Source organism: Nonomuraea sp. NPDC049784 (genome assembly GCF_040659615.1).
Taxonomy (GTDB): domain Bacteria; phylum Actinomycetota; class Actinomycetes; order Streptosporangiales; family Streptosporangiaceae; genus Nonomuraea.
In genome coordinates this window covers 1-26,856 of sequence record NZ_JBFAMX010000098.1, presented here as the reverse complement: position 1 = coordinate 26,856, position 26,856 = coordinate 1, and the positions used below count along the sequence as shown (strand labels likewise).

Annotated in this window: 25 protein-coding genes; 8 read left to right on the top strand and 17 right to left on the bottom strand. The window is 70.1% G+C overall.

Going from position 1 to position 26,856, the window contains the following annotated elements:
• From AB0J09_RS21655 to AB0J09_RS21645, 3 genes are all read right to left on the bottom strand, one after another.
• Window positions 1-1,491: FtsX-like permease family protein (locus AB0J09_RS21655; protein ID WP_360693702.1), on the bottom strand; the 1,491-nt coding region annotated here is incomplete at its 3' end.
• Window positions 1,488-2,168 carry an ABC transporter ATP-binding protein gene (locus AB0J09_RS21650; RefSeq protein ID WP_360693699.1) on the bottom strand — a complete coding sequence of 227 codons (681 nt, stop codon included), beginning with the start codon at window positions 2,166-2,168 and terminating at the stop codon, window positions 1,488-1,490. The genes AB0J09_RS21650 and AB0J09_RS21655, both read right to left, overlap by 4 nt.
• The gene (locus AB0J09_RS21645; protein WP_360693696.1) at window positions 2,165-2,671 is read right to left on the bottom strand and encodes a PadR family transcriptional regulator; all 507 of its coding nucleotides are present in this window, start codon (window positions 2,669-2,671) and stop codon (window positions 2,165-2,167) included. The genes AB0J09_RS21650 and AB0J09_RS21645 overlap by 4 nt, the downstream gene beginning before the upstream one ends.
• A gap of 89 nt (window positions 2,672-2,760) precedes the next feature.
• Here AB0J09_RS21645 and AB0J09_RS21640 point away from each other — a divergent pair, with 89 nt between their 5' ends.
• The 3 genes from AB0J09_RS21640 to AB0J09_RS21630 all read left to right on the top strand — a co-directional run bounded on the left by AB0J09_RS21640 (window position 2,761) and on the right by AB0J09_RS21630 (window position 5,910).
• A complete protein-coding gene (locus AB0J09_RS21640) occupies window positions 2,761-3,312 on the top strand; it encodes a DUF1707 and FHA domain-containing protein (protein ID WP_360693693.1) in 552 nt (183 codons plus the stop codon).
• A 113-nt stretch (window positions 3,313-3,425) separates the two neighbouring features.
• A complete protein-coding gene (gene dacB / locus AB0J09_RS21635; protein WP_360693690.1) occupies window positions 3,426-4,970 on the top strand; it encodes a D-alanyl-D-alanine carboxypeptidase/D-alanyl-D-alanine-endopeptidase in 1,545 nt (514 codons plus the stop codon).
• A gap of 166 nt (window positions 4,971-5,136) precedes the next feature.
• Window positions 5,137-5,910, top strand: coding sequence for a CAP domain-containing protein (locus AB0J09_RS21630; RefSeq protein ID WP_360693687.1), 774 nt, complete (start codon window positions 5,137-5,139; stop codon window positions 5,908-5,910).
• Window positions 5,911-6,085: 175 nt separating this feature from the next.
• Here the strand turns inward: AB0J09_RS21630 and AB0J09_RS21625 are convergent, their stop codons facing one another.
• Genes AB0J09_RS21625 through AB0J09_RS21610 form a run of 4 tightly spaced genes read right to left on the bottom strand, consistent with a single transcriptional unit; the run spans window position 6,086 to window position 9,409 of the window.
• On the bottom strand, window positions 6,086-6,868 hold the full coding sequence (locus tag AB0J09_RS21625) for an ABC transporter permease subunit (RefSeq protein WP_360693684.1): 783 nt from the start codon (window positions 6,866-6,868) through the stop codon (window positions 6,086-6,088).
• Window positions 6,865-7,614: an ABC transporter permease subunit gene (locus AB0J09_RS21620; RefSeq protein WP_360693681.1), complete on the bottom strand. Its 750-nt coding sequence runs from the start codon at window positions 7,612-7,614 to the stop codon at window positions 6,865-6,867. The genes AB0J09_RS21625 and AB0J09_RS21620 overlap by 4 nt, the downstream gene beginning before the upstream one ends.
• Window positions 7,611-8,363: an ABC transporter ATP-binding protein gene (locus AB0J09_RS21615; RefSeq protein ID WP_360693678.1), complete on the bottom strand. Its 753-nt coding sequence runs from the start codon at window positions 8,361-8,363 to the stop codon at window positions 7,611-7,613. The genes AB0J09_RS21620 and AB0J09_RS21615 overlap by 4 nt, the downstream gene beginning before the upstream one ends.
• Complete coding sequence (locus AB0J09_RS21610) at window positions 8,360-9,409, bottom strand: ABC transporter substrate-binding protein (protein WP_360693675.1); 1,050 nt, start codon at window positions 9,407-9,409, stop codon at window positions 8,360-8,362. The genes AB0J09_RS21615 and AB0J09_RS21610 overlap by 4 nt, the downstream gene beginning before the upstream one ends.
• A gap of 219 nt (window positions 9,410-9,628) precedes the next feature.
• On the opposite strand from AB0J09_RS21610, the gene AB0J09_RS21605 reads away from it, so the two are divergent.
• Window positions 9,629-10,813: an amidohydrolase family protein gene (locus tag AB0J09_RS21605; protein WP_360693673.1), complete on the top strand. Its 1,185-nt coding sequence runs from the start codon at window positions 9,629-9,631 to the stop codon at window positions 10,811-10,813.
• Between the two features lie 5 nt (window positions 10,814-10,818).
• On the opposite strand, the gene AB0J09_RS21600 is transcribed toward AB0J09_RS21605, so the two are convergent.
• Entirely contained in the window at window positions 10,819-11,946 is a 1,128-nt protein-coding gene (locus AB0J09_RS21600) for a helix-turn-helix domain-containing protein (RefSeq protein WP_360693670.1), read from the bottom strand.
• Window positions 11,947-12,034: 88 nt separating this feature from the next.
• Between AB0J09_RS21600 and AB0J09_RS21595 the strand changes: the two genes are divergently transcribed.
• Both AB0J09_RS21595 and AB0J09_RS21590 read left to right on the top strand, forming a co-directional pair.
• Window positions 12,035-12,961 carry an adenosine deaminase gene (locus AB0J09_RS21595; protein ID WP_360693667.1) on the top strand — a complete coding sequence of 309 codons (927 nt, stop codon included), beginning with the start codon at window positions 12,035-12,037 and terminating at the stop codon, window positions 12,959-12,961.
• A 69-nt stretch (window positions 12,962-13,030) separates the two neighbouring features.
• The gene (locus AB0J09_RS21590) at window positions 13,031-14,230 is read left to right on the top strand and encodes an acyltransferase (protein WP_360693664.1); all 1,200 of its coding nucleotides are present in this window, start codon (window positions 13,031-13,033) and stop codon (window positions 14,228-14,230) included.
• On the opposite strand, the gene map is transcribed toward AB0J09_RS21590, so the two are convergent.
• From map to AB0J09_RS21570, 4 genes are read right to left on the bottom strand one after another with little or no spacing between them, the layout of a single operon-like run.
• Entirely contained in the window at window positions 14,217-14,984 is a 768-nt protein-coding gene (gene map, locus AB0J09_RS21585; RefSeq protein WP_360693662.1) for a type I methionyl aminopeptidase, read from the bottom strand. The two genes, AB0J09_RS21590 and map, sit on opposite strands and share 14 nt — an antisense overlap.
• A gap of 30 nt (window positions 14,985-15,014) precedes the next feature.
• On the bottom strand, window positions 15,015-15,710 hold the full coding sequence (locus AB0J09_RS21580) for a class I SAM-dependent methyltransferase (protein ID WP_360693659.1): 696 nt from the start codon (window positions 15,708-15,710) through the stop codon (window positions 15,015-15,017).
• Window positions 15,711-15,756: 46 nt separating this feature from the next.
• Complete coding sequence (locus AB0J09_RS21575; RefSeq protein WP_360693656.1) at window positions 15,757-16,404, bottom strand: class I SAM-dependent methyltransferase; 648 nt, start codon at window positions 16,402-16,404, stop codon at window positions 15,757-15,759.
• A gap of 49 nt (window positions 16,405-16,453) precedes the next feature.
• Entirely contained in the window at window positions 16,454-17,311 is an 858-nt protein-coding gene (locus AB0J09_RS21570) for a polysaccharide deacetylase family protein (RefSeq protein ID WP_360693653.1), read from the bottom strand.
• 73 nt (window positions 17,312-17,384) lie between these two features.
• On the opposite strand from AB0J09_RS21570, the gene AB0J09_RS21565 reads away from it, so the two are divergent.
• Window positions 17,385-18,305, top strand: a complete 921-nt coding sequence (locus tag AB0J09_RS21565) for a LysR family transcriptional regulator (protein ID WP_360693651.1) — start codon at window positions 17,385-17,387, stop codon at window positions 18,303-18,305.
• Between the two features lie 33 nt (window positions 18,306-18,338).
• Here AB0J09_RS21565 and ilvC read toward each other — a convergent pair whose 3' ends face one another.
• The 5 genes from ilvC to AB0J09_RS21540 all read right to left on the bottom strand — a co-directional run bounded on the left by ilvC (window position 18,339) and on the right by AB0J09_RS21540 (window position 25,490).
• The gene (gene ilvC / locus AB0J09_RS21560; RefSeq protein ID WP_360693705.1) at window positions 18,339-19,322 is read right to left on the bottom strand and encodes a ketol-acid reductoisomerase; all 984 of its coding nucleotides are present in this window, start codon (window positions 19,320-19,322) and stop codon (window positions 18,339-18,341) included.
• Between the two features lie 23 nt (window positions 19,323-19,345).
• Window positions 19,346-19,870, bottom strand: a complete 525-nt coding sequence (ilvN, locus tag AB0J09_RS21555) for an acetolactate synthase small subunit (RefSeq protein ID WP_360693648.1) — start codon at window positions 19,868-19,870, stop codon at window positions 19,346-19,348.
• Entirely contained in the window at window positions 19,863-21,602 is a 1,740-nt protein-coding gene (locus tag AB0J09_RS21550; protein ID WP_360693645.1) for an acetolactate synthase large subunit, read from the bottom strand. The genes ilvN and AB0J09_RS21550 overlap by 8 nt, the downstream gene beginning before the upstream one ends.
• 205 nt (window positions 21,603-21,807) lie before the next feature.
• The gene (locus tag AB0J09_RS21545; RefSeq protein ID WP_360693642.1) at window positions 21,808-24,495 is read right to left on the bottom strand and encodes a GGDEF domain-containing protein; all 2,688 of its coding nucleotides are present in this window, start codon (window positions 24,493-24,495) and stop codon (window positions 21,808-21,810) included.
• A gap of 176 nt (window positions 24,496-24,671) precedes the next feature.
• Complete coding sequence (locus AB0J09_RS21540) at window positions 24,672-25,490, bottom strand: 2-hydroxyacid dehydrogenase (protein WP_360693640.1); 819 nt, start codon at window positions 25,488-25,490, stop codon at window positions 24,672-24,674.
• 128 nt (window positions 25,491-25,618) lie between these two features.
• Between AB0J09_RS21540 and AB0J09_RS21535 the strand changes: the two genes are divergently transcribed.
• On the top strand, window positions 25,619-26,665 hold the full coding sequence (locus AB0J09_RS21535; RefSeq protein ID WP_360693637.1) for a PQQ-dependent sugar dehydrogenase: 1,047 nt from the start codon (window positions 25,619-25,621) through the stop codon (window positions 26,663-26,665).
• The last annotated feature ends 191 nt before the right edge of the window (window positions 26,666-26,856 follow it).

Genomic DNA, 26,856 nt, shown 5'->3' with positions numbered 1-26,856 from the left:
GAGCGTGACGGCCCCCATGGTGGCCGCCATGACCGCGGCGGTGGCGGAGGCCGTACGGACGCGGTGGCGGGAGGCGTCGCGCACGGACAGGCGCAGCGGGAGCGGCAGCCGCCCGGCGAGCCGCCCCGTGGCCTGGACCAGCCACGGCATCAGCGCGACCAGCCCGAGCACCACCAGCACCGCGGCGAGTGCCACGGACAGCCTGCCCCGGTGCAGGGCGAACCCGGTCGCGGCCAGCCCCAGCAGCACCAGCGCGGCCCCGAGCACGGGACGGCCCGCGCGGCCGGGCGTGTCCACGGCGGCGCGCCCGGCCAGCACGTGTACGGGGCTCTGCCGACCGGCCTGGATCGCGGGCACGATCGCCGCGGTCAGCCCGCTCACCACGCCCAATGCGGCCACGCCGAGCACCTGCGCCCACGGCACGTCCGCCGGACCGTGCGTCCAGTCCAGCCGGCGGGCCGCGAACCACTCCACCACCAGCCCGGCACCGATGCCCAGGGCGGCGCCGAGCAAGGCCGCCGCGCCGCCGAGCACCAGGCCGTCGGCCAGCACGATGGTCTTGAGGTGCCGCCCGGAGCCGCCCTGCGCGGCGATCACGGCGAGCTCCCTGCGCCTGCGGCGCAGCCCGACCGCGAAGGCGGGGCCCGCGAGCAGGACGGTCTCCGTCACGATGAGCACGACAGCGACACCCAGCTCGAGCAGCCCGTGCAGGTCCCGGGGCCCGGAGTCGCCGGCGTCGGAGCGCTCGATCAAGGCCCGGGAGTTGACGGCCAGGCCCGCCTTGTTGAGTCTCTGCACGTCCGGCCTCTGGACGGGGGCGGCGGTGTCGATGAGCCAGCCGCTGCTGTTGCCGTCGTTCTGGTGCGGGAGCAGCCCTTCCGGCAGGGCGAGCAGCTCGCGCAGGCCGGGCCGGTTCGGGTGCTCGGCGATCCCGACCACCCGCACGGTGCGGTCCGGCCGCCACAGCTTGAGCGTGTCGCCGATCCGGACACCTCTGTCGATCATCGCGGGGGACACGGCGACCTCACCTGGCTCGGCGGCGAACCTGCCCTCAACCAGGCGGCGCATCCCGCTGGTCAGGGGATCGCGCAGGTCGGCCTCGATTACGTCCACCCGGTCGTAGCCGTCCGCCACGCGGGCATACACGATGCTCGACTGGTAGCGGAGCAGACGGCCCTGGAGCAGCGTGCCGATCTCGGCGGGCGTCCACGGCCGCTCGGAACGCGGTGCATTGCGCTGGTTGGCCATCTCCCCGTCCGCGCTCTGCTCGACCGGGGTGCGGAACGGAAGCGTGTTGATGCGGGCGTCGGCCGCGCCCAGCAGCGAGTCCAGCTTGTCGCGGGTGGTGATGCTCGTGGTGGCGGCGCCGGTGAGCGCCGCCGTGATGACCAGGACGGGCAGGCCGATCATCACCGTGATCAGCGCGGTGCGGCCCTTGAAGCGCAGGGCATCCCGGCGGGAGATGCGCAGCGCGGCGCGGAACGCGCTCATCTGGCGCTCTCCAGCCGCACGGCATTCGACTCCACGATCAGCCCGTCACGCAGGTAGACCACCCGGTCGGCCCAGGCCGCGTAGCGCGGCTCGTGGGTGACGAGCAGCACCGCGGCGCCCTCGTCGCAGCGGGCGCGCAGCAGCTGCAGAATCTCGTCGCCAGTGGCGGTGTCGAGGGCGCCGGTCGGCTCGTCGGCCAGCAGCAGCCGCCGCTCACCCGCCAGCGCCCTGGCAATGGCCACGCGCTGGCGCTGCCCGCCGGACAACTCCTCGGGGAAGCGGTCGGCGACCTCCCCGGCCCCCACCTCGGTGAGTACGGCCAGCGCCTGCTCGCGTGCCCGCCCGGACCGCACGCCGTCGAGCTCCCTGGGCAGCATCACGTTCTCGGCGGCCGTCAGGGACGGGATCAGGTTCAGGTCCTGGAAGACGTACCCGACGCTGCCGCGCCTGAGCTTGGCCAGGTCCTTCACCGTGGCGAGGTCCCGGCCCTCGATCGTCACGGTCCCCGAGGTGGGCCTGTCGAGGCCGCCGGCCACGTTGAGCAGGGTCGACTTACCCGAGCCAGACGGGCCCATGACCGCGACCAGCTCCCCCGCCGACACCTCCAGGCTCACCCCTTTCAGGGCGCGCACCTGGCCGTGCTCGCGGGTCACGTCCCGCAAACTCACCACAGTCATGAACTCTTCTCCTTGGAAACGGCCTCGCAGTGGTCCAGCCAGCGCTGTTCCGCCTCGGCCTTGAAAATCAACGAATCGAGGACCAGCCGCTGCGCCGTCCCGGCGGCGGCCCGCTTGGCCCTGGTGAGCTCCTGCAGCCCGTGCATGGTGGCCACGCGCTGGGTCTGGATGACCTCGGCCACGTCCACGTCACCTGCGACCGCCATCGCGATCTTGATGGCCAGCTCGTCCCGAGGCCGGTCGGTCTGGGCGACGGGGGTGCTGAACCATCGCTCCAGCTCCTCCCGACCGGCCTCGGTGATCGTGTAGACCGCGCGGCCCTGCTCGTCGGCGCCCCCTGGCGCCACCAGGCCGTCACGCTCAAGGCGGGAGAGCGTCGTGTAGACCTGGCCGATGTTCAGCGGCCAGGTCGCCCCGGTGGACGCCTCGAACTCCACCCTCAGCTGATAGCCGTAACGCGGCCCGCTGCTCAGCAACGCGAGCAGTCCGTGTCTGATCGACATGGATACTGAGTATGCATACCGAGTATGCCCTGGGCAAGCGATCCCGCGTATTCTGGACAGCGAGCGCCCTTCAGTCCGATACTCGCTACATGAGTTCCACGCATCCGCCCTTTCGGGCGTCCGACGGGGAACGCGACCGCGCGATCGAGGAGCTCAAATACCGCGCCGTGGAGGGCCGGATCTCGCACGACACGTTCGTGGGCCGGGTGGACCAGGCGCTGCGGGCGCAAAATCGGCACGAGCTCGACGAGCTGGTCGCTGACCTGCCGCAACGGCCTTCCCTGCGGCAGCGGCTGACCGACGCCGTCGCCTCGGTCTCCGAGTTCACCACCCGGTTGCAGTCGGCATGGCGGCGTCCCCGGCTGCCCCGGCTGGCGCTGCCCGACGACGACCGGCTGCGTTACGTGGTGGGGCGGGGGTCGGCGTGCGACCTCGTGCTGTCGGATCTGACGGTGTCCCGTGTCCACGCCGAGCTACGGCGCGAGGGCGACGGCGGATGGATGCTGGTGGACCTGGGCTCGCTCAACGGCACCCGGCTCAACGGGTGGCGGCTGGTGGGTCCCGCGCGGGTGCGGTCGGGCGACGAGATCTCGTTCGGCGACTGCGGCTTTCTGCTGGCCTCGGGACAGCCGTCCCTCTGAGGCCGCGCCATATGCCCCCTGGCACGGCGCGATAAATACGGATATTTGCGGATTACATGGGGGCTGGGGTGATCCATGCTCTCATGCGATCCTCCCAGTCACTTGGAGACCCCATGCGGCGCACCTCAGCATCCCTCGTCGCGGGCGCGCTCGTCGCGGCCCTCGCGTGGGCGTCCAACCCCTCATCCACCGCCGTCGCCCTGGAGCCCTCCGCGGGCGTGGCCGACCTGACCCAGGACATCAACCAGATCCTCAGCGACTCCCGGCTCACGATCGCCAGGGCAGGCGTGGTCGTCAAGAGCGCCGCCACCGGCGAGGAGCTGTACGCCACGGACGCAGGCAAGCTCCTCACCCCCGCGTCCAACACCAAGCTCTTCACCTCCGCCGCGGCCGTGAACACGCTCGGGCTCGACTACCGCTTCCCGACCACCGTGCTGAGCGCCGGCCGCCAGGTCGGCTCGGCGCTCACCGGCGACCTGGTGCTGCGCGGCACCGGCGACCCGACCATGCTGGCGGAGGACTACGACGCGCTGGCCGCCAAGGTGGCCGGCGCGGGCGTCAAGGTCGTCACGGGCAGGCTGGTGGCCGACGACAGCTGGTTCGACTCGCAGCGGCTCGGCAACGACTGGTCGTGGGACGACGAGACCGCCTACTACGCGGCGCCCATCTCCGCGCTGACCGCCTCGCCCGACAGGGACTACGACGCGGGCTCGGTGATCGTGTCCGTGGCGGCCGACGGCGACAAGGTCAAGGTGTCCACCACGCCGGAGACCGGCTATCTGAAGATCGTCAACAAGGCCACCGTGGGCTCGGAGACCGACGTGCTCATCGAGCGGCAGCACGCCACGCGTACCGTCGTGATCACCGGCACGGTGAAGGACCCGTACCAGGAGTGGGTGGCCGTGGACGACCCCACGGCGTACGTCTCCTCGCTGTTCCGCGGCGCGCTCGCCAAGCACGGCGTCAAGGTGCTCGGGCCGACCGTCACGGGCGCGGCTCCCGAAGGGGCCGCGGAGCTGGCCAAGCATGAGTCGATGACGCTGGGCGAGCTGCTGGTGCCGTTCCTGAAGCTGAGCAACAACATCCACGCCGAGATCCTCACCAAGGCCATGGGACGCAAGGTCGCGAACCAGGGCACGTGGTCGGCCGGCCTCAAGGTCAGCACCGACTTCGCCAAGGCCAACGGCGTGCAGGTGATCAACATGCGGGACGGCTCCGGGCTGTCGCGGCGCGACGGCTTCTCGCCGGGCTCGATCGTGCAGCTGCTGACGGCCGTGCGCAACAAGCCGTGGTTCAAGACCTGGTACGAGGCCCTGCCCATCGCGGGCAACGCCGAGCGCTTCGTCGGCGGCACCCTGCGCAGCCGGATGCGCAACACGCCTGCCGCGAACAACGTCCACGCCAAGACGGGCTCGCTGACCGGGGTCACGTCGCTGTCCGGGTACGCCACGAGCGCCGAGGGCGAGCCGCTGATCTTCTCGATCATGCTGAACCAGTTCCTGTCGTCCTCGCCCAAGGATATCGAGGACAAGATCGCGATCCGGCTCGCCCAGTTCTCGCGTGCGAACCCGACCGCCGACGCCACGCAGCTCCGCGCCACTGACCAGGGTGCGGCGAGCGACCTCGAATGCTCCTGGCTGAAGCCCGCGGAGTGCTGACACCCCGCTGAGACCAGCGCGGCCCTCTGACGTTCAGGGGGCCGCTGTGGTTTACTGGGCAGTTACTTGGGGCTCCAGGTTGCGTCCGAAATTTCCATACAAAGCCGACCCGGGAGCGCCAGAATTCGGGTTCGACGCAGTGTCGAACCCCGAATCGGAGGACAGAATGCGCAGACCGCTCCAGGCACTCATCTGCCTAGGGAGTCTGGCGGCATTGAGCTTCCCCACACCCACCGCGCAGGCGGCCGCGCAGCCTGCCTCGGTGCAGGCGTGCCGCGTGGTCGCGGCCAAGCCGGTCGCGAGCAGGGGCGTGGTTCGGGGCACCGCCTCCAGGACGGGCTGTACTGACCAGGCCAGGCTCAGGGTTCGCATCATGATCGTCATGCCGGGTCCCGACCGGGTCGTCAAGAGCGGCTCGAAGGTCATCGGCACCGGGCGGGTCACGGCGGGCGTACAGTGCTCCGCCACCCCGCGCGGCTACTACGTCGTCGCAATGGACTCGCACGGGCGCACCGGCCGGTCGCGCCCGGTGAAGCTGTCGTGCGCGTCGGGCGGCGGCTTCGCCTCCCCGGTCGAGGAGGAGGTCGTCCGGCTCACCAACGAGGCCAGGGCGAAGAAGGGCTGCCGGCCCCTCATCCACGACCCCAAGCTGCACCTCGCCGCCGAGCGCCATTCGGCGGACATGGGAGCCCGCAACCGCCTCACGCACAACTCGAGCAACGGGCGCACGTTCGACCAGCGCATCAAGGCGGTCGGCTTCTCGTACAGCATGATCGCCGAGAACATCGCCCAGGGCCATCCCACCGCCCGCGCCGTGATGAACGCCTGGCTGAACAGCCCGGGACACCGGGGGAACATGCTGAACTGCTCCTTCACCCACATCGGTGTCGGGCACAACGCCAAGGGACCTTCCTGGACACAGGACTTCGCCACCCACTAGAGCAAACCGCCCGCTAGAGCCAAGGGAGCGCCGGGCCTCCACCGGCCACACCCGAGCCGGTTTCCCACCGCACGCCCATGCGCTCCCCTCCGGGCGGGCCCGGCCGCGCCTCCCCCCGCACAGGACCGCGGCCGGGCCCGCATCTCCCCAACGCGGACGCGTTGAGGGGGCCGCGTCAGGGTCGGTTGCGGGGGTCGGAGAAGCGCGCCAGGACGAGCGACTCGACCACGCCCACGACCGCGTACGCCAGGATGGACACGGTCGTGACCACCACGATGTCCGCCCACACCTCGTCATACCGGAAGCCGCCGATGGCCCGCAGGATCTCGGCGCCGATCCCCCGCCCGGTGGCCAGCCACTCGGCGATGAGCGCTCCGATGATGGAGGCGGGCACGGAGATCCGGGCCGAGGCGAAGACCGAGGGCATCGCCGTAGGCATGGCGACCTTGCGCAGGACGGTCATGCGGGTCCCGCCGTACGCCATGACCAGGTCGGTGGCCTGCGGCGAGGCGGACCGCAGCCCGAAGGCGATGTTCACCAGCGCGGGGAAGAACACGACGATGCCGCCGATGACGGCCACGCCCAGCACGTCCCGGCCGAAGATCAGCGTGATCAGCGGCGTCATCACCACGAGCGGCACGGACCGTAGCAGCATCGCGACCGGCATGAACGTCTGCTCGACGGTCCTGAACAGCACGAACGCGACCGCCACTGCCACGGCGGCGATCATCCCGCTGGCGAACCCGATGGCGGCGTCCCTGACCGTGATGCCCAGCGCGCCGAACACGGCCTCGCGGTGGGCGTCCGAGGAGGTCAGGTACTCCCAGACCTGCGGCGGCCGCTTGCCCACGAGCGGGCTGATCCCGAACGCCTCCAGGGCCAGCCACCACGCGGCCACGACGATGACCACGGAGGGCAGCAGAGGGCCGACGATCCTCAGCACGGTGCGGCCGATCACTGTGACACGCCTCTCGACCAGGGGGTGACCACGCGGGCGACGAGGGCGACGATCGCGTATCCGAGCCCGGCGATCAGCCCGGCCGCGAGCGCGAGGCCCCACGTGCGTGGCACCTGGAACTGCTGCTGGGAGATCATCAGGGAGACGCCGAGCCCCGCGTCGTTGCTGCCCAGATACTCGCCGATGATGGCGCCGAGCAGCGCGGAGGGAGCGGAGATCTTGAGGCCGGCGAACGTGCTGGGCAGGGCCGAGATGATCTGTACGTAGCGGAGCCTGGCCACGCGGCCGCCGCCGTACACGGTGACGACGTCCAGGCTCGCCCGGTCGGCGGAGCGCAGCCCGAGCAGGGCGCCGATGAGCGTGGTGAAGAAGACGGAGATGGCGGCGAGGAAGACCACGGTGGCGTCGCCGCCGAAGACCACCAGCACGATGGGGCCGATGGCGAGCAGGGGGATGCAGTAGCTGATCACGGCGAGCTGCGTGGCGACGGCTTCGAGCCGGGGCACGAGCAGCACCAGCAGCGCCACGCCGATGGCCAGCCCGTTGCCCCACAGGAAGCCCTGGACCGCCGCGGTGAGGGTGGCGGAGATGTTCGGGCCGTAGAAGGCCCAGCCGTCGTCGCCCATGGCGGCGAGCACCGCCCACGGCGTCGGCACCGCGCCGCCGCCGGCGAACACGGTCACGGCGAGCAGCCACCAGAGCCCGATGAGCGCGACGACGCCGAGCAGCCCCTGGACACGCCTCATGAGCCGTGCCCGAACAGCAGGTCGCTGAGGTGGTCGTGGATCGCGTGGAACTCGGGCGTACGCATCATGTCGGGGGTGCGGGGCCGCGGCAGGCCGATCTCCACCATCTCGACGACCCGCCCGGGGCGGGAGCTCATGACGGCCACCACGTCCGACAGGAAGACGGCCTCGCTGATGCCGTGGGTGACCATGAGCGTCGTGGCGGGCTTCTCGGTCCAGATGCGCAGCAGCTCCAGGTTGAGCCGCTGCCTGGTCATGTCGTCCAGCGCGCCGAACGGCTCGTCGAGCAGCAGCACGCTGGGCTTGACCACCAGCGCGCGGGCGATGGACACGCGCTGCCGCATGCCGCCGGACAGCTCGGCGGGCCTGGCCTTCTCGAACCCCTCCAGCCCGACCAGCTTGATCAGGTCGTCGATCTGACCGGGCTCCGGCTTGATCCCGGCGACCTCGAGCGGCAGCCGGATGTTGGCCGTCACGCTGCGCCAGGCCAGCAGCGCCGAGTCCTGGAAGGCGATGCCGAGGTGGTGGCTCCTGCGCAGTTCCTCCGGGGTCTCGCCGTTCACCCGGATCTCGCCGGAGGTGGGTTCTTCCAGCCCTGCCAGGATGCGCAGCACCGTGGACTTGCCGCAGCCGGAGGGGCCGAGCAGCGACAGGAACGAGCCCTTCGGCGTCTGGATGTCGACTCCTTGGAGTGCGGTCACTCCCTTGCCGAAGGTCTTGCTCAGCCCCGCGATGCTGATGCCCGTCATGACAGCTTCAGGCTCGGGTCGGCCTTGTAGACCTCGTCCAGGATCGTCAGGTCGAACAGCTGCTCAGCCTTGATGTTCAGGCCGGCCTTCGCCAGGGACGCGATGTTCTGCTCGATCAGCTCTGGCGTGATCGTGAACAGGCCGTTGGCCTTGACGTCAGAGGTGACCACGAGCTCGTTCTGCATCTTGGCCTCCTCGGTCTGCTCCTTGGCGTCGAGGTTCTGGTCCTTGCCGTAGACGGTGGCGGCCAGCTCGGCGGACTTGGCCGGGTCGGCGACGGCGTCCTTCCAGCCCTTGATCTCGGCGGTCAGGAACGCCTTGAGCTTGTCGCGCTCCTTGTCGATGGTCTCCTGCGTCACCGTGAACGTCTCGGCGACCAGGGGCAGGCCGGCGTCGGCGAACAGCAGGTAGGCCGGGTCGTGGCCCTGCATCTTCAGCCGCACGGGGCCGCTGGTGACGTAGCCGACGTAACCGTCGAGCTGCCCGGAGGTGAGCATCGACGGGTCGGACTGGAACGGCACCCTGGTCACGCTGGACGGGTCGATGTCGTTGGCCTTGAGCAGCGCGTTCCACACCAGCTCGTTGGAGTCCTGGACGCCGATCTTCTTGCCGACCAGGTCCTTGGCCGCCTCGATCGGGTTCTTCTTGAGCGAGACGATCGCGAACGGGTTCTTCTGGAAGGTCGCGCCGACGATCTTCAGCGGGGCGCCCTGGAGGATGGCCGGCGCGGTGATCGTGGGTGCGGAAAGGCCCGCCCAGCAGCGGCCCGTGGCCAGGCCCGACTCGACCGAGGTGCCCGAGCCGCCGCCCGACAGCAGCTCGACCTGGGAGAACCCGGCGGCCTTGAAGTACCCCTTGGTGTCGGCGAAGTACTCGCCGGCGAACTCGACGTTCTTCTTCCAGGACAGTTGCAGCTTGACCGAGCCGAGCCCACCGCCGGAGGAGGCGGTCGACGTGCCGCTTTCGCCGCAGGCGGCCAGACCGAGCGCGAGACCGGCCAGACCTGTTGTCCGCAGGAACGCGCGGCGGTCGAGGGAAATAGCCATAATTCTTCCTTGAGCGGCGGTGAACGGGCAGGTCAGGACGGTATCTATCGATTATTACCATCATGTGACGATGGTTTTGGACAGCGCGGCGCGACGAAGGGCCGCGAAGGGGGAACGCGGGAAAACCGCTGGCGACCCCTGTAGGTCCCTACGAGAGTGCCGGGTGAGGACCGTAGATCCCTCCAGCCGCCCAGAAGCTCCGGTAGCGTCGAGCGTGAAATGAGACTCGACGGAATCCCTCTTTGGGACGGTACCGAATACCGCGGCCCGGTCGATCTGAGCTGGGAGCCCGACCGCATCACCGGCGTGCAGCCGGATGCCGAGCCCCGCTATGACGGCCTGTGCGTGCTTCCCGGCCTGGTCGACACGCACGTGCACCTGATCGGGTACGCGGGCCCCGGCGACCCGCCGGACTTCGCGACCTGGCCGCTGGTCACCACGCGGGACGAGCAGGTGCTGCACGGCGTCGCCCACGCCCAGCGGGCCATGCGGCACGGCGTGACGACGCTGCGCGACCTCGCGGGCGACGAGGCCCAGGTCGCGCTGCGCCGGGCGTTCGACGCGGGGGTGCTGCCCGGGCCGCGCATCCAGGTGCACGGCGTGGTGGGAATGACGGCCGGGCACAACGACCTGTTCGTGCCGCCCGCGGTGCCCGCGCGGAAGCCCACGGCCGACGGCCCTGACGAGTGCCGCAAGCTCGTACGCACCTGGGCCCGCGCCGGCATGGACGGCATCAAGCTGACCACCAGCGGCGGCGTGCTGTCGATCGGCGACAAGAACGCCTGGCGCAACTACACCCGCGACGAGATCAGGGCGGTCGTGGACGAGGCGCACGCGCTCGGCATGCTGGTGGCCTCGCACGCCCACTCCGAGGACGGTATCCGGGTGGCCGTCGAGGAGGGCGTCGACTCGATCGAGCACGGCACGCTCATGAGCAAGGACCTGGCCGAGACCCTGGCCGCCCGCGGCACGCCGGTCGCGCCGACGCTGCTGATCAACGAGGCCATCGCGGAGGGCCGCGTCCCGGTCACGCCCGAGGCCATGGCCAAGGCCGCCGAGCTGGTCGCCACCCGCGACGTGCTGCTGGCCCAGGCGGCCGCGCTGGGCGTGCGGTTCGTGCTCGGCACCGACGCGAACGGCCACCACGTGCAGTTCGGCGACCAGCTCGCCGAGGTCGTCCACATGACGCGGGTCCTCGGGCTGGACGCGGAGTCCGCGCTGCGCGCGGCCACCTCTGACGCGGCCGACTCGATCGGCATGCCGGTGGGCAGGATCGCGCCGGGGCTGGGCGCCGACCTCATCGTGCTGCGCGGCCGCCCGTGGGAGCGCATCGAGGACCTGGCTGTCGAGAACATCGTGGCCGTGGTCTCACGGGGCCACGTGGTCGCGGGCCGCCTGCCCTGACGCGCCTATTGCGTCTCCCGCCCTGACCGCAGCGCCAGGTACAGGTCGGTACGGTCCCGCATCGACGACATCCGCCGCCCGGTCAGCTCCTCGATCCGCTGCATCCGGTAGCGCAGGGTGTTGACGTGCACGTACAGCTCGTCGGCGGTGCGCTGCCACGACCCGCACGTCTCCAGGAAGATGTCGAGCGTGCGCAGCAGCTCGGAGCCGTGCCGGGCGTCGTACTCCTCGACCGGCCCCAGCAGATGGTCGCGGAAGGAGCGGCGCACGCTGGCGGGCAGCGCGGCCAGCAGCAGGTCGAAGCTGTCGATGTCGGCCACCGACATGATCGACACGGGCCCCGGCCCGCCCCGCGCGGACTCCATGCCGCGCCTGGCCGTCTCCAGCGCCTCGCCGAGCTGCGACACGCTGGCCGCCATCTCGCTGATCCCGGCCGCGATGCTCATCCCGGACCGCTCGGCGGCCAGGCCGCGCAGCTCGTCCGCGAGGCTCTTGCGTGACGCCCTGCCGTTCACCAGCACAATCGCCTCGCGCGGCGTGCCGCCCACGATCAGGTGCCGCCCCTTCCTGGCCAGTCCCTCGTGCAGCACCTCGGGCAGGTCGTAGTCGGCCGGCCCGGTCAGTGTGACCGCCATGGCCGCAGTCGGCAGGCCCGGGTCGGCGCCGAGCAGTCGCAGGTGCGCGGAGACCTCTCCTGGCGGGATCTGGCCCAGCACGTCGAGCAGCGTCTGCGCCCTGACCCGCTCGGCCCTGCGCTGCTCTGTCGCGAACCCCTCAACGGTCACGACCTCGGTGATCGCACCGAACGACTGGTCGGGAGCGGCCAGGATCAGCGGCAGCCGGCGCCGTTCACACGCCTTGACCAGCTCGTCGGGCAGCTCGCCGAGCACGATCAGCCCCACGACGAGCCCGGCGGCGTCGCTGGCCCACAACGCGTCGGCGAAGCGCTCGCAGTCGGACGGCTCGCCGTACCAGACGCCGCTGGTGAGCACGAGGTCGCCGGGCTGCAGGTAACGCCGGGGGTCGGGCAGGTCCGTGGGGTACGCGCGCCGGATCTCGCGCTCGAGCACCTCGTGACCCGTCACAAGCGTCAGCCGCAGGTCGTCGCGTGCGAGCAGGTCCGCCAGCCTCATGAAATCTGATGTTATGCCAGGTCATTGGGTGAGGATTCAGAGGTTCGCACGATACTCCCACCGCGCGGGGTCCGGTTTACTCGTTGCCATGCGTCCCAAGGCAGAGCTCCATCTGCACATCGAAGGCACCCTCGAGCCCGAGCTCGTCGTCGAGCTGGCCAAGCGTAACCGGATCGACCTGCCGACCTTCGACGTGGACGCCATCCGCGCCCGCTACTCCTTCACCGATCTGCAGTCGTTCCTGGACGTCTACTACGAGCACATGGCGGTCCTGCGCACCGAGGAGGACTTCTACGACCTCGCCACCGCCTACCTGCGGCGGGCCGGTGAGCAGGGGGTGCGGCACGCGGAGATCTTCTTCGACCCGCAGGCGCACCTGAGCAGGGGCGTGCCGCTGGAAGTGGTGTTCGGCGGGCTGTCGGCGGCGCTCAAGGACGGCGACGTGTCGGCCGCGCTGATCCTGTGCTTCCTGCGTGACCGGGGCGCGGACGAGGCCGAGCAGGTGCTGCGGGCCGCCCTGCCGTACCGGGACTCGTTCATCGGGGTGGGGCTGGACTCGGCGGAGGTGGGCTATCCGCCGTCGCTGTTCAGGCGGGTGTTCGACATCGCGGCCGGCGAGGGGCTGCGGAGGGTGGCGCACGCGGGCGAGGAGGGCGGCCCCGACTACGTGTGGGAGGCGCTGGACGTGCTGCGCGTGGAGCGGGTGGACCACGGGATCAGGGCGATGGAGGACCCGCAGCTCGTGGCCAGGCTGCGGGATGAGCGGATCCCGCTGACCGTGTGCCCGCTGTCGAACGTGCGGCTGCGCGCCGTGCCGTCCCTGCGCGACCACATCCTGCCCGCGATGCTGGACGAAGGGCTCGTTGTGACGGTCAACTCGGACGATCCCGCTTACTTCGGCGGATACGTGGAGGACAACTACGTGGCGCTCCAGCGGGAGCTGGGGATGACGGACGAGCAGCTCGACCGGATCGCCCGCAACTCCTTCGAAGCCTCTTTCGCCTACGAAGGCTGAACCTGATCCGCACTATGGCGCGAGCCTGTTCGGGGCCTCACACTGGTGCATGTCACGGGGAGGCCGATCATGACCGCACGTACCGGGCCGTCGCAGCAGGCGGCCCCAGACCGCCGGCCGGAGCTCGACGCCATGCGCGCTCTCGTGGTGGTCGGGCTGGTGTTCTTCCATGCGTCACTGGTGTTCGACACGAGGGACGACTACTACGTCAAGAACGCCGAGACGACGCAGATCACGTTCTTCATCGCGGCACTCTGCGTGATCTGGGCGATGCCGCTGCTCTTCCTCATCGCCGGGCTGGGGTCGTGGCACTCGATGCGCCGCCGCGGCCCCGGCGGGTTCGCGGTGGAGCGATTACTCCGGTTGGGGGTGCCTCTGGTCTTCGCCACGGCCACGATCATGCCGGTGCCCCAATGGCTGCGGCTGCGGGCCGATCCCGCCTACCACGAGTCCTACCTGGCGTTCCTGCCGAAGTTCTACACCGTGCGGCTGGACCTGAGCGACTTCCCCTTCATCCTCCGCGGGACGTACTTCGAGACCGGGCACCTCTGGTTCGTGGTGCTGCTGCTGACGTTCTCGCTGCTGCTCGCGGTGGTGGCGCGCTGGACGCCGCCCACCCTTGAGTGGCCCGCCGCCATCTCGCGGCCGCGCGGCGGGCTGCTGGTGCTCGGGCTGCCGATCGCGCTGGTCTGCGCCTTCGTGGGGCTGGAGGAGGCGTTCAGCGGCTGGAGCCGGTGGGCGTTCCTGCTGTTCTTCCTGTACGGGTACTTCTTCGTGACCGATCCCCGGTTCCGCGCGGCGATGCGGCGCGACTGGGTGCCCGCCGCGGTCGTCGGCGTCGTGCTGGTGGCGGTCGGGGTGCCCGGCTTCGTCATCGCGGGCGACGCGCCCGGCGCGGACGCTTTCACGGACATGACCCCGCTCGCTATCGGCGCCCGCACCCTGTACGGCCTGGCAGGGTGGTGCTGGCTGGTCGCGATACTCGGCGCCCTCGACCGGCCGCGCTCGCCCTCCGCCGGTGCCGGGAAACCGCCGCGCCGGCTGTACGCCTACCTGTCTTCCGCCGTGCTCCCCCTGTACGTGCTGCACCAGCCGATCGTCGTGGCGGTGGCCTACTTCGTGGTGGGGTGGAAGGCGCCGATCCTGGTCGAATACCTGGTGATCGTGGCGATCTCGCTCGTGCTGACCGTGGTCGTCTATGACCTGCTGGTGCGGCGTACCAGGGTGACCAGGTTCCTGTTCGGGATGCGGGAGCCTACGGCAAGGTGAGGATGACCGGGCCGTCCGCGGTGATCGCGACCGTGTGCTCGACGTGCACGCTCCTGCTGCCGTCCCCCGAGCACACCGACCAGCCGTCGTCGGCCATGTAGTAGCCGTCGTCTCCCCCGGCCATCAGGCTCGGCTCGATCGCGATCACCAGCCCCGGCCGCAGCCGCGGCCCGCGGCCCGCGGGGGCCTCGTTGGGCACGAACGGCGCCTCGTGCATGGCCCGCCCGATGCCGTGGCCGCCGAAGTCGTTCTGCATGCCGTATCCGGCGCCGCGGCCGACCATGGACATGGCGTGGCCGATGTCACCCATCCGGCCGCCGGGCACGGCCGCCGCGATGCCCGCCGCCAAAGTCTCCTCAGCCACCCTGATCAGCTTGAGGTCCTCCTCGCGCGCGTGCCCGACGGCGAAGCTGACCGTGCCGTCGGCATGCCAGCCGTCGATGATCGCGCCGCAGTCGACACTGATCAGGTCGCCGTCGCGCAGCCGGTACGGGGTCGGCAGGCCGTGCAGCATGGTCCCGTTCACCGAGGTGCAGATCACCCCTGGGTACGGCGTCGCACCGAACGACGGGTGGTAGCCCAGGAACGACGCCCCCGCGCCGGCCTCCTCGATGACCGTCCTGGCCACCTCGTCGAGCTGCTTCAACGACACTCCGACCGCGGCCCGCTCCCGCACCGCGGCATGGATCGCGGCGACGACCCTGCCCGCTTCGCGCATCGCGTCTATCTCACCGGCTGACTTGAGCTCGATCACGGCTCCTCCTTGACGCTCGTAGATCGATAACTATACCGGTATTATTATCGCGATGTCGATGAGCCCTGAGGTCAGTCGAGACCCTTTCTGCCCGGCGTCCAGAACGGCTTCGTGCGCACGTCCCTGCGCTGCCAGCCGCGCTCGTTGACGAGGCGAGCCCGTACGGCCTGGATCGTGCGCGCCTCCCGCCAGATAGGCGACCCCCGGCTCGTCCGGCAGGTCCAGCGCCCGCACGGCGTCGACCAGGGCCTTGGAGCCGGCCGGCTTCGGGGCCTGGTTGGTCGGGGGCCCGGAGAAGGCCAGCAGGCCGCCGGGACGCAGCACCCTGTGTGCTTCGGCGATGGCCCGTGCCGGGTCGTCAAGGAAGTGCAGGATGAAGCCGCACGTCACGACGTCGAAGGACGCGTCCGGCAGGTCGAGTCGGTGGGCGTCCATGATCCGGGTGGACAACTGCGGCAGGTCGGGATGGTCGACGGAAAGGGCGCGAAGCATATTCGGGGCGTTGTCGATCGCGAGGACCTCACCCTGACTCCGACCGCCCGCGCCGCCGGTCCGGCAACGGCGCCGCGCCCGGCCGCGATATCGAGAACCCGCTGGCCAGGCCGTAACGCGCACCAGCTCAGGAGGTCGCGGCCGAAGGTCGCAAAGAAGGGGATGTGCTGGTCGTACTCGGATGCGATGTCGTCGAAGAGCCGTCGGACCACCTCGGTATCCGTCATGGATCATGATGCTCGCAGCCCGCCCGTCGCCCACTCGACTGCTTTTGAAAGCGTCAGATTCGGGCGACGATCGCATAGCGTTCGTCGTTCACAGGGCCGCCCCACAGGTCGGCATCGCCGCTGAGTGGCTCGATGCGCAGGTCGGCGACGAGCGGGCGCACGGCAGCGGCCAGGTCGTCGGCGCTGACGCCGCCGCTCCACGGCAGCGAATCGGCTCCCGCCACATAGGGCGACCCGGCCTCGCCCCAGCGCCCCTCGACCAGCACCAGCAGGCCGCCCGGACGAAGCCGCCCGGCCCACTCCCGCAGCGCCGCCCGTGGGTCGGGCAGAGTCCACACCACATGGCGGCACAGCACCACGTCGAACCGCTCCTGCCCTGTGGGCGGCGCGGCGGCGTCGCCGACCAGGAAACGGCCCGCGAGCCCGGCGGCCGACAACTTGGCCCGGGACTGGTCGATCATCCGCGGCGCGAGGTCCACGCCGGTCACCCGGTGCCCGGCCGCGGCCAGCAGCACGGACAGGGAGCCGGTGCCGCAGCCGACGTCAAGGAGGTCGGCCGGGGCGGCCGGCATCCAGGCGCCCAGGTGGCGGCCCCACGCGGCGCGCGTGCGCTCGGCCCGCAGACCGTGGTCCGGCTCCTCGTCGAACGACGGCGCGGCGGCATCCCAGTAACGGGTGATCGCGGAGGTGAGCTCAGGCATGGCGCTGATCCTCTCACCAGCCACCGACAGAACGCCGCGCCCCAGGTCACTACTCGGCCGTGCGCTGGTAGTGCTCGGCGATCTCGTCGCTGGTGGTCAGCCAGACGTCGGGCTGTGCCGCGAGATACGCCAGCGCCTGGTCCAGGTACTTGGCACGGAACGCCTGGCCGATCACGAACGGGTGCAGGGCCAGCGCCATCACCCGGCCACTGTGCTCGGAGTCGGCGCGCAGCTGCTCGTACTGGTCCTTGACGATCTGCACGAACTCCGGCCCGCTGGTGCCCTTGCCGAACAGGCCCAGGTCGTTGAGTTCCACCGTGTACGGGACGCTGAGCATGCCGGGCACGTTCAACCGGTAGGGCTGGTCGTCGTTGGTCCAGTCCAGCACATAGCTCAGTCCGAGCTCGGCGAGCAGGGCCGGGGTGTCGAACGTCTCGGTCAGCCCGGGGCCCATCCAGCCGCGCGGCCGCCGGCCGGTGGCGGCGGCGATGGTGTCGACGACGTCGGTGAGAAAGGCGAGCTCCTCATCGCGGGTCATGCCCGCCTGGAGGACCGAGTTGGTCCGCCCGTGCGCGAGCCAGGCCCAGTCGCGTTCCAGGCCCGCCTTGATGATCTGCGGGTAGTGGTGGGCGACGTCGGAGTTCAGCAGCACGCTCGCCCGGACACCGTGCCGGTCGAGGGTCTCGATCGTGCGCCAGATGCCGACGCGGGGCCCGTAGTCGCGCCAGCCGAAATTGAGCGCGTCGGGGACCAGGTCGGCGGTGCCCGGCCAGATGCTGGTGGACGGGCGGTCGATCAGGAAGTGCTCGACGTTGAGCCCGATGTAGACGGCGACCTTGGCGCCCCCGGGCCAGTGGATCGGCGGGCGCTCGGTGATCGGGCTGTAGTCGAAGAGCTCGTTCTGCATGCCCCAACCTTCGGACCTCCGGAGAGGCCGAACAATGTCGATGTGTTCTACGATCGGTGCGTCGAACTCACCAATGAGAGCTGGTCAGGGGAAGGTGATAGAGCGGCACGAGATCGAGGCCTTCCTGACCCTGGCCGAGGAGTTGCACTTCAGGCGCACCTCCGAGCGGCTCGGCCTGGCCCAAGGCCGGGTCAGCCAGACCATCAAGAAGCTCGAACGCCGCATCGGCGTACCGCTGTTCGAACGCACCAGCCGCCATGTCGCGCTGACCCCTACCGGGCAGCGCCTCCGCGACGAGCTGGCGCCGGCCTACCGCCAGATCCAGGAGGCCGTCGCCCGGGCCATCGCGACCGGCAAGGCCGTCACCGGGACGCTGCGCGTCGGGTTCTCCTCGCAGTGGGCGAGCGACGCGATCATCAGAGCCGCCGATGTGTTCAGGGACCGGTACCCGGACTGCGCCGTGCAGATCCAGGAGGTGCAGCTCACCGACCCGTTCGGCCCGCTACGCGCGGGCGAGCTGGATCTGCAGCTCACCGAGTTCCCCGTCGCCGAGCCGGATCTGGTCACCGGACCGGTGATCTTCTCCGAGCCGCGCGCCCTCATGGTCCACGCACGGCATCCGTTCGCCCGGCTCGAGTCGGTCTGCCTCGAAGATCTGGCGCGCACCCTGCTGGTGGCCGTGTCGGGCGACATCCCGCAGTACTGGCTCGACTACCACTACCCCCGTCAGACGCCCGAAAGGCGGCCCATCGCTCACGGCGCGACCGCCGTCTACTGGCAGGAGGTGCTCTCGCTCGTGGCCGCCGGCCGCGGCGCGTCAACGGCCGCACTGCGTGCCGCGCAGTACCACTCGCGTCCCGGCGTCGTCTTCGTGTCGATGCGCGACGCGCCGCCCATCGAGTACGGCCTGATCTGGTCGGTCAACGGCGACACGGCCCGGGTCCGCGCCTTCGTCGAAACGGTCTGCGACCAGACGCGCGACGGGGGGAGGTGAGCCAGGCCCGCCTACCCCCGTCGCCCGTTCGTGCTAGGCCTTGAGCCAGCTCATCATCGGACGGAGCTTCGCACCCGTCTTCTCGATCGCGTCCTCGGCCAGCTCCTCGCGGTACCGCTTGAAGTCCTTCTGGCCGCTCTCGAACTCCTCGACGAGCTGCCGCGCGAAGGTGCCGTCCTGGACCTCGCCCAGGATCCGGCGCATCTCCTGCCGCGTCTCCTCCGTGATGACGCGCGGGCCGCGGGTGTAGCCGCCGTACTCGGCCGTGTCCGAGACCGACCAGTACATCTTCGAGATGCCGCCCTCGTACATCAGGTCGACGATCAGCTTCATCTCGTGCAGGCACTCGAAGTAGGCGACCTCGGGCTGGTAGCCGGCCTCGATCAGCGTGTCGAAGCCCGCCTTGATGAGCTCGGAGACGCCGCCGCACAGCACGGCCTGCTCGCCGAACAGGTCCGTCTCCGTCTCCTCCTTGAAGGTCGTGCGGAGAGCCCCGGCGCGCGTGCCGCCGATGCCCTTCGCGTACGACAGCGCCAGGTCGAGCGCCTTGCCCGAGGCGTCCTTCTCGACGGCCACGAGAACGGGCACGCCGCGCCCGGCCTCGAACTGGCGGCGGACGAGGTGGCCCGGACCCTTGGGGGCGACCATGCAGACGTCGACACCCTCGGGGGCCTCGATGAGGCCGTAGCGGATGTTGAGGCCGTGGCCGAAGAACAGCGCGTCGCCCTCGACCAGGTTGGGGGCGACGTGCTGGGCGTACAGGTCGCGCTGGATGTGGTCCGGCGCAAGGATCATGGTGAGGTTGGCCTCTTCGACCGCCTCCGCCGGAGTGACGACCCGCAGCCCGTCGTTCTCCGCCTTCTCGCGGCTCTTGGAGCCCTCCGGCAGGCCGACGCGGACGTCCACGCCGGAGTCACGCAGGGAGAGCGCGTGGGCGTGGCCCTGGCTGCCGTACCCCAGCACGGCCACGTGGCGTCCCTGGATGATCGACAGGTCGGCCTGGTCGTCGTAGTAAATCTCGGTCACTTGCTCAAAACCTTTCAGGCGGTACGGTCCAGTGCCCTGAGGGACCGGTCAGTGATGGAACGGGCGCCGCGGCCGATGGCCACCATGCCCGACTGGACGAGTTCTTTGATCCCGAACGGCTCGAGGACCTTGACGAACGCCTCGAGCTTGTCGGGAGTGCCGGTGACCTCGATGGTCACGGCGTCAGCGGCCACGTCGACGCAGCGGGCGCGGAAGAGGTTGACGAGCTCCAGCACGTGGGAACGGCTTTCGGAGTCGGCCTTGACCTTGATCAGCATCAGCTCGCGCTGGACGGACTGCCCCGGGTCGAGCTCGACGATCTTCAGTACGTTCACCAGCTTGTTGAGCTGCTTGGTGACCTGCTCAAGCGGCAGCTCCTCGACGCTGACCACGATGGTTATGCGCGAGATGTCGTCGTGTTCGGTCGGCCCCACTGCCAGCGAGTCTATGTTGAAGCCCCGCCTGCTGAACAACGCGGACACGCGCGCCAGAACGCCTGGCTTGTTCTCGACAAGCACAGACAGCGTGTGTCTACTCATCCTCGTTCTCCCACTTAGGCGCCATGTCACGGGCGATCTTGATGTCGTCGTTGCTGGTGCCTGCCGCGACCATGGGCCAGACCATGGCGTCCTGGTGGACGACGAAGTCGACCACGACGGGCACGTCGTTGATCTCCATGGCCTTCGCGATCACGGCGTCCACATCCTCGGGACGCTCGCAACGCAGACCCACACAACCATAGGCCTCGGCCAGCTTGACGAAGTCCGGGATGCGGCGCGTCGTCTGCAGGTTGGTGTTGGAGTAACGCTCGTCGTAGAAGAGCGTCTGCCACTGGCGGACCATGCCGAGGTTACCGTTGTTGATGACGGCGATCTTGATCGGCACCCCCTCCAGGGCGCAGGTGGCCAGCTCCTGGTTGGTCATCTGGAAGCAGCCGTCGCCGTCGATGGCCCACACCGTGGAGCCGGGGCGGCCCATCTTGGCGCCCATCGCGGCCGGGACGGCGAAGCCCATCGTGCCGAGACCACCCGAGTTGATGAACGTGCCGGGGTTCTCGTAGTCGATGAACTGCGAGGCCCACATCTGGTGCTGCCCGACCCCGGACACGTAGTACGCGTCGGGCCCGGCGATGGCGCTCAGCCGCTCCATCACGTACTGCGGCGCCAGCGAGCCGTCCTCGAACGTCTCGTAGCCCAGCGGGTACGTCTCCTTGTAGCCATTGAGGATCGTCCACCAGGCGCTGTAGTCGCCCTTCTGCTCCGATGCCTGGATGGCGGAGACCAGGTCTCCGATGACCTCCTTGCAGTCGCCCACGATCGGCACGTCGGCGTGGCGGTTCTTGGAGATCTCCGCCGGGTCGATGTCGGCGTGCACGATCTTCGCGTACGGCGCGAACGACTTCAGGTCGCCGGTCACCCGGTCGTCGAAGCGCACACCCAGGCCGATGATCAGGTCGGACTGCTGCAGCGCGCCCACCGCCGACACGCTGCCGTGCATGCCCGGCATGCCCATGTGCTGCGGGTGGCTGTCGGGGAACGTGCCCCTGGCCATCAGGGTGGTGACGACCGGGATGTTCGTCAGCTCGGCCAGCTGCAGCAGCTCGGGCGAAGCGCCCGCCTTGTGCACGCCGCCGCCGACGTACAGGACCGGCCGCTTGGACTCGGCGATCAGCTTGGCGGCCTCACGGATCTGCTTGGAGTGCGGCCTGGTGACCGGGCGGTAGCCCGGGAGCTGCATGGTGGGCGGCCAGCTGAAGGTCGTCTCCGACTGCAGCGCGTCCTTGGAGATGTCCACGAGCACCGGGCCAGGACGGCCGGTGGAGGCGATGTGGAAGGCCTCCATGATCGTACGGGCGATGTCCCCGGCATCCGTGACCAGGAAGTTGTGCTTCGTGATCGGCATGGTGATGCCGGAAATATCGGCTTCCTGGAACGCGTCCGTGCCGATCATCGGCGCGGCGACCTGCCCCGTGATCGCCACAATCGGCACCGAGTCCATGAACGCGTCGGCAATCGGTGTCACCAGGTTCGTGGCGCCGGGGCCGCTGGTCGCCATGCACACCCCGACCTTGCCGGTGGCCTGCGCGTAGCCCTCGGCCGCGTGACCCGCACCCTGCTCGTGGCGTACGAGCACGTGCCGGACCTTGGTCGAGTCGTAGAGAGGATCGTAGGCCGGCAGAATGGCACCGCCCGGGATCCCGAACACTGTGTCGACTCCAACGTGCTCCAGCGCCCTCACCAGGGCCTGTGCACCTGTCATCCGTTCGGTCATCGGCTCGTTCCTTGCGTGGCTACTCGCTTAAGGACATAAAAAATGCCCCGTCCCACCGGGGGGGTGGGTCTGGGGCGGCGCGCAGGTCGTCGTGCTTCGCTATCGGCCTGCGCGCCGGCGAAGTACTACGAGAATCTCACTGCGAAGCATGGCTTACACCATAGCCGCTCGGAACGCACTGGTGTCAACTTGGTGGACACATGTCTCAAACAGTGAGACTCGTACGCATCAGCGAGTCGACCCCGCGCGCCGCCATCGGCCGTGCCACCAGGAAACCCTGCCCCTTCGTGCACCCCATCTGCTTGAGCAGTTCGAGCTGCTCAGGACGTTCGATGCCCTCGGCCACCACGATCAGGCCGAGGTCGTGGCCGAGCCGCACGATCGTACGGGTGAGCAGCGTCAGCGTGTCGTCCTTGCCCAGCCCCGACACGAACGACGGATCGATCTTGATCATGTCGACGGGGAGCTGCCGCAGGAACGCCAGCGACGCGTAGCCCGTGCCGAAGTCGTCGATGGCCAGCCGCACCCCGAGCGCCCGCAGCTCGGACAGCCGCTTGATCGTCTCCTCGGCGTCCTCGACCAGCATCTCCTCGATCACTTCGAGGGTGAGCGCGGAGGCGGGCAGCCCGCTCTCGGTCAGCGCCTCCTCGACCGTCTCGACGAACCGCGGCGCGGTGATCTGGCGGGCCGACAGGTTGAGCGACAGCCCGATGTCCCAGGACGAGGCCCGCCAGGCGGCCACCTCGCGGCACGCCTCGCGCAGGATCCACTCGCCCAGCGGCACGATCAGCCCGGTGTCCTCGGCCGGGCCGAGGAACTGCTCCGGCGGCACGAACACCGACCCGCGCCACCAGCGCACCAGCGCCTCCACCGCGGTGACCCGCGACGTGGCCAGATCGACCACCGGCTGGTATTCGATCGCGAACTGCTGCTCGATCAGCGCCCGCTGCAGGTCGGCCGCCAGCTCCAGCCTGCGCACCACATCGGCGTGCATCTGGGCGGCGAACACCTCGACCCGGCGGCCGCCCAGCTCCTTGGCGCGTGCCATGGCGACATCCGCGTTGCGCATCAGGTCACCGGCGGGCATGTCGTCCTCGGAGAAGGCCACGCCCACGCTGGCGGTCAGCGCCACGTCGCGGTCGGCGACGCGGAACGGCTCCTGCGAGACCGCACGTACGAGCCGCTCGGCCAGGTCGACCGCGACCTGCGCCTCGCCGCCGGTCTCCACGAGCACCGCGAACTCGTCGCCGCCCCAGCGGGCGAGCGTGTCGTCGGCGCGTACGGCGCCGCGCAGCCTGCGCGCGGCCTGGCCTAGGAGGTAGTCGCCGCTGGCGTGCCCGACCGAGTCGTTGACCGAGGTGAACCCGTCGAGGTCCAGGAAGATGACCGCGACGTTAGCCGCACCCAGGCCCGACGTGCGCCCGGAGAGCACCTCGCGGGTGCGCTCCTCGAAGTAGGCGCGGTTGGGCAGCCCGGTCACGCCGTCGTGGAAGGTCAGGTGGGCGACCTGGTTGCGCAGCGCCTCCTGGTCACTGACGTCTCTGGTCGTCACCAGCATCAGGTCCTCGCCGCCGACCTGGCGGGTGGCGACCGACTCGGTGGGCCGCCAGGTGCCGTCGGCCGCGCGCACCCGGCAGGCGATCAGGCAGGCACCCGGCGCGGTGTTGTCCTCGTCGAGGTGCATGGCGCGCAGCGCGACCTGGATGCCGGGGACGTCCTCCGGGTGGATGTAGTCGAAGATCGACCCGCCGACCAGCTCGTCGGGGCGGTAGCCGTACGTGACCTCGACCCCTGGGCCGATCTCGCGCACCACGCCCTCGTAGTCGGAGGTGAACACCACGTCGCCGGTGCTCTCGGCCAGCTCCCTGAGCTGCCGTTCGCCGAGCCTGACCAGGCCGCGCAGGCGCATGTTGGCCGCCGAGACCACGAACAGGCGCACCAGCAGGAGCAGCACCACGGAGACCGCGACCACCACGACACCGGTCACGGGCCGTTCGGGGCGCTCGCCGGCCAGGTGGGCGAGCCACGTGCAGGCGGCCACGGCGACCAGCGCCAGCGGCACGAGCGCGACGACGTTTCCGACGGCGGACCTGTCCAACTCGCGCGCGGGCGGGCCCCAGGGCACGGCGGCGAGCAGCAGGAACGCGACGGGCGCCAGCATGACGCTCCAGACCTGCGGGTCGCCGCCGTCGAGCCTGGCCACCCCGGCCGCCAGGCCCGCCACGGTCATGGTGGCGAGCACGCCGAAGCCGGCCAGGGCCAGCAGCCAGGAGGAGGCCCGGCTGGTGAGCACCGACGGGACCACCGCGCACGTCACCAGCAGCGCGATCATCGGCGGCAACATCACCAGGGTGAACGCCGCGGGATCGGCCGCGTCATCGTAGACGTGGCGCAGTGCCACGACCCAGCCGATCAGGAATAGCGAGGCGGCGCACAGGTAGGAGTCGGTGACATGCCGCAGAACGATCCTGGCCGGGAACTTGCGGTCGGCGGCGATCAGCGCCCCACCGGCCGTGACCACAGTGCCGAGCAGCACGAACAGGTCAGCGAAACTGACCAGGAAGCTCTCCGCGAACGGGCGCAGCGCCACCCCGGCGGCCCAGATGACGGCTCCGCCGCCCATCCAGCGGGCGCCCAGCGCCATGGTCCGGTCCGCTGCCGACTTCACCGAGGCGACCAGCAGGGAGCAGGCGGCGATCAGCGCCGCCAGCCCGCCGGCGATCGCGCCGGTGAGCAAGGCCTGACCGCCTACGCTGAGCGCAGCGGCGAACGCCACCGCGCCAGCCGCCGCCGCGGCGGTCAGCGGCACCCGTGGATCACGCCAGCGGATCACAGTCGTTGCCCATCCCGTCTCGAACTCTGCACCTGCGATCGCCGAAGCCCGGTCGATCACTTCGCCAGTGTGTGCGGTCGTGGGTGCGCGGGTGGTGACAACGCCGATGTCGTCACCGATCTGATAACCACACAGACCAATTTCCGCCAAGAGCTCCTTGACAGCGAGTCAGGAACTCCCTGCAAACGCCACGGTACGCACCGAAGGTCACGGACCAGCCACGGTCCGGGATCCTCTCAGTACGCGTCCGTTATGACGTTGACCAGCGGCTCGTCTGCGAGGTAACGCAGAAGCTGGGCACGGATCAGCCGCAGCACGCGCCGCCCCGACGCCGGAGTGCTGCCCGCGATGTGCGGGGTGATCAGTACGCCCGGAGCGCTCCAAAGGGGGTGGCCCTCGGGCAGCGGCTCGGGCGCGGTCACATCCAGCGCGGCGCGTAGCCTACCGGTTTTGAGCTCCGCGATCAGTGCGTCCGTGTCGACGACCCCGCCCCTGGCGGCGTTCACGAGCACGGCGCCGTCCTTCATCCGGGCGAGAAACGCCGTGTCCACCATGCCCGCGGTGTCGGCCGTGGCGGGCACGAGCAGCACCACGACGTCCGCCTCCGGCAGCAGCGCGGGCAGCTTCTCCATGGCGTGCACTCCGTCGCGGGCGCTCCTGGCCACGCGTACGACCTCCACCTCGAACCCGTCGAGCCGCCTCTCGAGCGCGGCGCCGATGGAGCCGTAGCCGACGATGAGCACGGTGGAGTCGGCCAGCACGTCGGTGTGGTGGTAGGTCCACTCTCCCCTGCGCTGCGCGTCCACGAACCCGGGGAACTCCCGCAGCACCGCCACCATCGCCCCGACCGCCCACTCGGCGGTCCCCGCGTCGTGCACGCCGCGCGCGTTGCACAGCACCACGCCCTCGGGTATGTGCGGCCGGTACGGCTCCACGCCGGCGCTGACGGTCTGCACCAGCCGCAACGAGCTCATCCTGGCCAGCGTCCCCGGCACGTCGGACACGGTGACGAGCGGAGGGATCCAGACCTCGACCTCTTCGATCCCTTCCGGCATCGGGGACGTGCCATCGTAAACGGCGCATTCAACCCCAGGGAGGTCGGAGAGAACATCTGCCACCGAATCGGACGGAACCCAGGTCTTCATGCCGAGAACCTTACGGCTCGGCGGGAAGTATGAACCACATGAGGAAACTCTGGACGATCATGCTCATGGCCGCGTTGACGGCCTGTTCCAGCGGCCTGGCGAACGACGGGAATGTGCCGGCCTCGGCTCTGGGCGGCCCCGGACAGCCGAAGGACGTGGTGACAGGGCTGGCCGTGCCGTGGGCGATCGCGTTCCTCCCTGGAGGCGACGCGCTGGTCACCGAGCGGGATTCGGCGCGGCTGCTGCGGGTTCGCCCGGACGGGAAGGTGACGTCGCTGGGGACGATCTCCGGCGTGCGGCCCGAGGGCGAGGGCGGGCTGATGGGGGTGGCCGTCAAGGGCGACCAGGTTTTCCTCTACTACAGCGCGGAACAGGACAACCGGGTCGTCCGCTACAAACTCTCCGGCGACCGCCTCAGCGATGAGAAAGTCCTCGTGCAGGGCATCCCCAAGGGCGGGATCCACAACGGTGGGCGGCTGGCGTTCGGGCCTGACGGCTATCTGTACGCCTCCACGGGGGAGACCGGGGAGGGCGGGCTCGCCCAGCGGCGTGACTCGCTCGCCGGCAAGATCCTGCGCATGACCGTGGACGGGGCCCCCGCCCCCGGCAACCCGTTCGGCACGCTCGTCTACAGCTACGGGCACCGCAACGTCCAGGGGCTGGCCTGGGACCCGTCCGGGCGGCTGTACGCCACGGAGTTCGGCCAGAACACCTACGACGAGGTGAACCTCATCAAGGCCGGGGGCAACTACGGGTGGCCTGAGGTCGAGGGGCACAGCGACGACCCCCGCTTCGTGAACCCCATCGTCACGTGGTCCACCGATCAGGCGTCTCCGTCCGGGATGGCATACGCGAAGGGCTCGTTGTGGGTGGGCGCGCTGCGGGGCGAGCGCCTGTGGCAGGTCCCGCTGAAGCCGGACGGGTCGGCGGGCAAGCCGGTCGCCCACTTCACCGGCCGCTACGGCCGCCTCCGCGCCGTCACGTCCGCCCCTGACGGCACGCTGTGGGTCGGGACCAGCAACAAGGACGGCCGCGGCTCCCCACGTCCGGGCGACGACCGCATCCTCTCGGTCACCCCCTCGTAACCCGCCGGGCCCCGCCCGTCGCGCCGTTCCCCCGGCCGGCATACGGGCCCCGGTCGACGACAAGCGCGCCGCCGCACCGGCACGCGTCCCTTCGGGGTCCCGGGGAACGGGGCCGCCCACACGGCACGGCATCCACCCCGCACCCGGCCGCACCGCGTCACGGAACGCCGCTGCGCCGCCCGCCGCCATGG

Coding starts and splice junctions, on each gene's coding strand:
- AB0J09_RS21650 (WP_360693699.1), bottom strand. CDS start 2,168: ATGACTGTGGTGAGTTTGCGGGACGTGACCCGCGAGCACGGCCAGGTG.
- AB0J09_RS21645 (WP_360693696.1), bottom strand. CDS start 2,671: ATGTCGATCAGACACGGACTGCTCGCGTTGCTGAGCAGCGGGCCGCGT.
- AB0J09_RS21640 (WP_360693693.1), top strand. CDS start 2,761: ATGAGTTCCACGCATCCGCCCTTTCGGGCGTCCGACGGGGAACGCGAC.
- dacB (WP_360693690.1), top strand. CDS start 3,426: ATGCGGCGCACCTCAGCATCCCTCGTCGCGGGCGCGCTCGTCGCGGCC.
- AB0J09_RS21630 (WP_360693687.1), top strand. CDS start 5,137: ATGCGCAGACCGCTCCAGGCACTCATCTGCCTAGGGAGTCTGGCGGCA.
- AB0J09_RS21620 (WP_360693681.1), bottom strand. CDS start 7,614: ATGAGGCGTGTCCAGGGGCTGCTCGGCGTCGTCGCGCTCATCGGGCTC.
- AB0J09_RS21615 (WP_360693678.1), bottom strand. CDS start 8,363: ATGACGGGCATCAGCATCGCGGGGCTGAGCAAGACCTTCGGCAAGGGA.
- AB0J09_RS21610 (WP_360693675.1), bottom strand. CDS start 9,409: ATGGCTATTTCCCTCGACCGCCGCGCGTTCCTGCGGACAACAGGTCTG.
- AB0J09_RS21605 (WP_360693673.1), top strand. CDS start 9,629: ATGAGACTCGACGGAATCCCTCTTTGGGACGGTACCGAATACCGCGGC.
- AB0J09_RS21600 (WP_360693670.1), bottom strand. CDS start 11,946: ATGAGGCTGGCGGACCTGCTCGCACGCGACGACCTGCGGCTGACGCTT.
- AB0J09_RS21595 (WP_360693667.1), top strand. CDS start 12,035: ATGCGTCCCAAGGCAGAGCTCCATCTGCACATCGAAGGCACCCTCGAG.
- AB0J09_RS21590 (WP_360693664.1), top strand. CDS start 13,031: ATGACCGCACGTACCGGGCCGTCGCAGCAGGCGGCCCCAGACCGCCGG.
- AB0J09_RS21580 (WP_360693659.1), bottom strand. CDS start 15,710: ATGATCCATGACGGATACCGAGGTGGTCCGACGGCTCTTCGACGACAT.
- AB0J09_RS21575 (WP_360693656.1), bottom strand. CDS start 16,404: ATGCCTGAGCTCACCTCCGCGATCACCCGTTACTGGGATGCCGCCGCG.
- AB0J09_RS21570 (WP_360693653.1), bottom strand. CDS start 17,311: ATGCAGAACGAGCTCTTCGACTACAGCCCGATCACCGAGCGCCCGCCG.
- AB0J09_RS21565 (WP_360693651.1), top strand. CDS start 17,385: ATGAGAGCTGGTCAGGGGAAGGTGATAGAGCGGCACGAGATCGAGGCC.
- ilvN (WP_360693648.1), bottom strand. CDS start 19,870: ATGAGTAGACACACGCTGTCTGTGCTTGTCGAGAACAAGCCAGGCGTT.
- AB0J09_RS21550 (WP_360693645.1), bottom strand. CDS start 21,602: ATGACCGAACGGATGACAGGTGCACAGGCCCTGGTGAGGGCGCTGGAG.
- AB0J09_RS21540 (WP_360693640.1), bottom strand. CDS start 25,490: ATGCCGGAAGGGATCGAAGAGGTCGAGGTCTGGATCCCTCCGCTCGTC.
- AB0J09_RS21535 (WP_360693637.1), top strand. CDS start 25,619: ATGAGGAAACTCTGGACGATCATGCTCATGGCCGCGTTGACGGCCTGT.